The 1,616-nt window shown below is 72.2% G+C and carries 2 protein-coding genes; both read left to right on the forward strand.

What is annotated here, in order from left to right; genetic code table 11:
- The first annotated feature begins 174 nt into the window (after nt 1–174).
- The gene (locus K6I34_RS36695) at nt 175–801 is read left to right on the forward strand and encodes a class I SAM-dependent methyltransferase (protein ID WP_229332348.1); all 627 of its coding nucleotides are present in this window, start codon (nt 175–177) and stop codon (nt 799–801) included.
- 187 nt (nt 802–988) lie between these two features.
- Entirely contained in the window at nt 989–1,273 is a 285-nt protein-coding gene (locus tag K6I34_RS36700; RefSeq protein WP_374231121.1) for a hypothetical protein, read from the forward strand.
- Nucleotides 1,274–1,616 lie beyond the last annotated feature (343 nt).

Raw genomic sequence — 1,616 nt, forward strand, 5'->3', positions numbered from 1 at the left:
GAATTCGTGGAAAAGCTGGGCAGACCAGCGAGTACGGCACGTCCAGACAACAGCCGCAGACCCACGATCAGCCGGACCGCGATCAGACCGACGCGACGGAATCAGTTCGGTGGATCAAGGCTTAGCCCGCCGTCCGCCCGCGCCGCGCGAGGAACATCACGAGGGAGCGCATACGTGAGCGACGACCCTGCCCGGGTGAAGGAGTTCTTCACCGCGCGGGCCGACACCTGGGACGCCCGTTTCCCCGACGACGGACCCGCGTACGCGGCTGCCGTCGCCGACCTCGGGCTGCGTCGCGGTGACGCGGTCCTGGACGCGGGCTGCGGCACGGGCCGTGCTCTGCCCGCCCTGCGCGCGGCGGTGGGCGCGGACGGGATCGTGCTCGGATGCGACGTCACACCCGCCATGCTCGCCGCGGCCGTACGGGCGGGCCGGGACCGCGACGGCGGTCTGGCCCTGGCGGACGTCGCCCGGCTGCCGATCCGTGACGGCGCGCTCGACGCGGTGTTCGCCGCGGGACTCATCTCGCACCTGGCGGACGTGGAGTCGGATTTCCGTGAACTGGCCCGTGTCGTACGGCCCGGCGGTCGTCTCGCGCTCTTCCACCCCGTCGGCAGGGCGGCGCTCGCCGCGCGCCACGGCCGTCAGGTGACACCCGACGACGAGCGTGCCGAGCCCATGCTCAGGCCCCTGTTGGCCCGCAGCGGATGGCGTCTCGTCTCCTACACCGACGAGGACGACCGCTATCTGGCACTCGCCGTCCGTGACTCCGAGGGCCTCCGGCCGGCCGAGGCGGCCTGAGGGCCCGAGGTCCTGATCGCCTGATGCCCCGGCCGGGTGCCGGTCCTTGTCTCCCGGCCCTGGAACGAGTCCGTCGTAACGCTTCACTCGACGGTCGCCCCTCCGTTCGTCGTAGGTTCAACTCCGCGAGGGCCGGGCACACTTGAACGACCGCAGGGCAATCGACTCACGGGGGCAGGTGATCCGCGTGTTCGGCAGGCTCCGCAAGCGCATCGGGGAAGACGGGCGACCGCCTGTGGCACCGCTCACGGGGCGTGGGCGGAACCTCTTCGAGGCGGCTGCCACCTACGTGGCGGCCTGTGCCGAGGACGACCACGAGGGCAGTGCGGAAGCGGCCCGCTGGGTCTCGCCCGAGGCACTGTGCTTCGGCGTGAACGAACTCGCCTGCCGCGCGGTCATAGCGCTCGCCCGCGAGCGGGACCAGACTCCGCAGCACGTCGCACGGACGCTGCTGGGCCTGCCCGCCGCCTGACACGCACCGCACCGGCAGGCGCCCGGCCGCCGGGTGCTCCTGTACGCCTCCGCGCCTCCGCGCGTCACTCACCTCTGGAAACCACACACCTCCGAGCGTCACTCGCCCCCGGAAACCGCACGTCTCCGGGCGTCGATCGCCTCCCCATCCCCCTCTCCTCCGGATGCCACGCGCCTCCGGCTCTCACCGCCCCACAGGTGCCGCCGCCCGCGGAGTCGCGTTCCGCTCGACGTCCGTTCCCGCTCCCGTCATCTGCAAGGCGTGTACATGCCATCGACTCGCCCTACGCTGCCGACGAATCCGCAGGTGCCGGCTTCCGGTTCCCCTCCCGTGTGCCCGCGCC

The sequence above is a fragment of the Streptomyces sp. UNOC14_S4 genome (genome assembly GCF_020740835.1).
In the GTDB taxonomy this organism is placed as follows: Bacteria; Actinomycetota; Actinomycetes; order Streptomycetales; family Streptomycetaceae; genus Streptomyces.